Consider the following 3069-nt stretch of genomic DNA (forward strand, 5'->3'; position numbering starts at 1 on the left):
ATCACCGTCTTTAACGATTTCAGTAATGTTGTTTGTACCCAGTACTGCTGCAATTTCAAGCGTACGCGCCATGATAGCTGAGTGGCTTGTACGTCCACCAATGTTGGTTACAAAAGCTTTTACAAAGTTTTTGTCCAATTGAGCTGTATCAGACGGTGTCAAGTCATGCGCAATCACAATCACTTCTTCATTGATAGAAGCTGGGTTTGGCAATTTCTTACCAAGGAGATTTGCCAATACACGTTTTGTCACGTCGCGGATATCCGCTGCGCGTTCTTGCATGTATGGGTTGTCTTCCATACCTTCAAAGATAGTGATAAACATGTCTGTTACTTCTTTCAGACCTGCTTCTGCATTCACTTTCTTGGCACGGATTGTTTCCTTGATCTGGCTGATCATTTCTGGGTCAGCCAGAACCATTAAGTGAGCGTCAAAAACTTGAGCTGCTTCTTCACCGAGCGTACCTACTGCTTTCTCACGAATAACAGAAAGCTCGTCTTGTGATGCCTGTAGAGCGACATCAAGGCGAGCTTCTTCTGCGTTTGTATCTTCGACTGTAATAGTCTCAAATGACAAATCCGGTTGAACGAGTAGATATGCTTTTGCAACTGCAACACCGTCAGATGCTGCGATTCCTTTAAGCATTTCTGTCATTTTCCTTATGCCAATCCTTCTTTTTCCATAGTTTCAGTGATAGCAGCGATTGCGTCGTCAGCATCTGCACCTTCAGCTGAAATTGTAACGTCAGCACCTTGGCCAACACCAAGACTCATAACACCCATGATAGATTTAAGGTTTACTGATTTACCTTTGTATTCAAGAGTGATATCTGAAGCAAATTTGCTAGCTGTTTGAACCAACAAAGTTGCTGGACGTGCGTGAATACCTGTTTCTGCCACTACGTGGAAATCTTTAGAAGCCATAGTTTGACTCTCCTTTAATTGTTTCTTTTTTGAGTTACATGTGATAACCCTTACAATTTTGTATTATAACATCTTCTAGGATATTTTTCAAGTATTTTATTGACTTTCTTCTATTTCCTTTCTGATAACTTGCTGAAAATCTTCTATTTTTCTTACCGAGATACAGTATATAGTTTTTTTGTTTTGATAAACTTTGATAGTTCAATGAAAAACTAATTTTACGCTCTGATAAAACACTATATGTTGTGTTTTTGTTTTGGAACTGTAACTTTTTAGCACAAGATTTAGTTTAAAAAGTTTGACAAAGTTTTTTTTCTGATATACTAAGAAAGTAATCTATTTTGAAAGAGGAGTTACAGAAATGGTAACCGTTTATTCTAAAAACAACTGCGTCCAATGTAAAATGACCAAACGTTTCTTGGATAGCAACAATGTTGCTTATCGTGAGATCAATCTCGATGAGCAACCTGAGTATATTGATCAAGTTAAAGAGCTTGGTTTCAGCGCTGCTCCTGTTATCCAAACACCAACTGAAGTCTTTTCAGGCTTCCAACCAGGAAAACTGAAACAATTAGCATAATCTTAGTACATCATCCAGAAGAAACTCGCTTCTAGGGCTAACTTAGAGGCCTTTCTTTTGTAATTAGATAAAGGAAATTTTATGGGATTAAAACATCTTGAGGACGTAACTTACTTCCGTCTCAATAACGAAATCAACCGTCCTGTTAATGGACAAATCATGCTTCATAAAGATAAAGAAGCCTTAGATGCATTCTTTAAAGAAAATGTGGTTCCAAATACCATGGTTTTTGATTCAATTACTGATAAAATCAACTACCTCATTGAACACAACTACATCGAAACCGCATTTCTCAAGAAATACCGTCCAGAGTTTTTGGAAGAACTGCATCAATTTATCAAAGACCAAAACTTCCAATTCAAGTCATTCATGGCAGCTTATAAATTTTACAATCAATATGCCTTGAAGACTAATGACGGTGAATACTACCTTGAAAGTATGGAAGACCGTGTCTTCTTTAACGCGCTTTATTTTGCTGATGGAGATGAAGCTATTGCGACAGATATTGCCAATGAAATCATCCACCAACGCTACCAACCAGCTACTCCTTCCTTCTTGAACGCAGGTCGTGCTCGTCGTGGTGAGTTGGTATCTTGTTTCTTGATTCAAGTAACTGATGATATGAACTCTATCGGACGTTCTATCAACTCTGCCCTTCAACTGTCACGTATCGGTGGTGGTGTGGGAATTTCCCTCAGTAACCTTCGTGAAGCTGGAGCTCCTATCAAAGGCTACGAAGGAGCTGCTTCTGGTGTCGTACCAGTTATGAAGCTTTTTGAAGACAGCTTCTCTTACTCTAACCAACTTGGTCAACGTCAAGGTGCTGGGGTTGTCTACCTCAACGTCTTTCACCCAGATATCATCGCTTTCCTTTCCACTAAGAAAGAAAATGCTGATGAAAAAGTTCGTGTAAAGACTCTTTCACTTGGTGTTGTAGTACCCGATAAATTCTACGAATTGGCTCGTAAAAATGAAGAAATGTACCTCTTCAGCCCTTACTCCGTAGAGCTTGAGTATGGTGTGCCATTCAACTATATTGACATCACTGAAAAATACGATGAATTAGTCGCAAATCCAAATATCCGCAAGGCAAAAATCAAAGCGCGTGATTTGGAAACTGAAATCTCTAAATTGCAACAAGAGTCTGGCTATCCTTATGTCGTTAATATTGATACCGCTAACCGTACCAATCCAATCGATGGAAAAATCATCATGAGTAACCTGTGTTCTGAGATTCTTCAAGTTCAAGAACCAAGTCTTCTCAATGATGCCCAAGAATTCCTGCAAATGGGAACCGACATCTCATGTAACCTGGGATCAACCAACGTGGTCAACATGATGACCTCACCTGACTTTGGTCGTTCGATCCGTGCTATGGTTCGTGCTTTGACGTTCGTTACAGATAGTTCCCACATCGTAGCTGTTCCTACTATTGATAACGGAAACAGCCAAGCGCATACCTTTGGTCTTGGTGCTATGGGGCTTCACAGCTACCTTGCCCAACAACTCATCGAATACGGATCACCTGAGTCAATTGAATTTACAAGCATCTACTTTATGCTTATG

The 3069-nt window shown here is 39.6% G+C and carries 4 protein-coding genes; 2 read left to right on the plus strand and 2 right to left on the minus strand.

The annotated features are described in order from the left end of the window. Both SORDD16_RS11820 and SORDD16_RS05180 read right to left on the minus strand, forming a co-directional pair. Window positions 1-654, minus strand: a 654-nt coding sequence (locus tag SORDD16_RS11820; protein ID WP_241734001.1) for a phosphoenolpyruvate-utilizing N-terminal domain-containing protein, incomplete at its 3' end; no start/stop codon positions are given. A 5-nt stretch (window positions 655-659) separates the two neighbouring features. Next, entirely contained in the window at window positions 660-923 is a 264-nt protein-coding gene (locus SORDD16_RS05180) for a phosphocarrier protein HPr (protein ID WP_000146948.1), read from the minus strand. A gap of 361 nt (window positions 924-1284) precedes the next feature. Here SORDD16_RS05180 and nrdH point away from each other — a divergent pair, with 361 nt between their 5' ends. Both nrdH and nrdE read left to right on the plus strand, forming a co-directional pair. Then, entirely contained in the window at window positions 1285-1503 is a 219-nt protein-coding gene (gene nrdH, locus SORDD16_RS05185) for a glutaredoxin-like protein NrdH (RefSeq protein ID WP_000259240.1), read from the plus strand. 81 nt (window positions 1504-1584) lie between these two features. Next, the coding region (gene nrdE / locus SORDD16_RS05190) for a class 1b ribonucleoside-diphosphate reductase subunit alpha (RefSeq protein ID WP_241734002.1) at window positions 1585-3069 on the plus strand (1485 nt) is incomplete at its 3' end.

This window comes from Streptococcus oralis, from assembly GCF_001578945.1.
GTDB classification, from domain to species: domain Bacteria; phylum Bacillota; class Bacilli; order Lactobacillales; family Streptococcaceae; genus Streptococcus; species Streptococcus oralis_Q.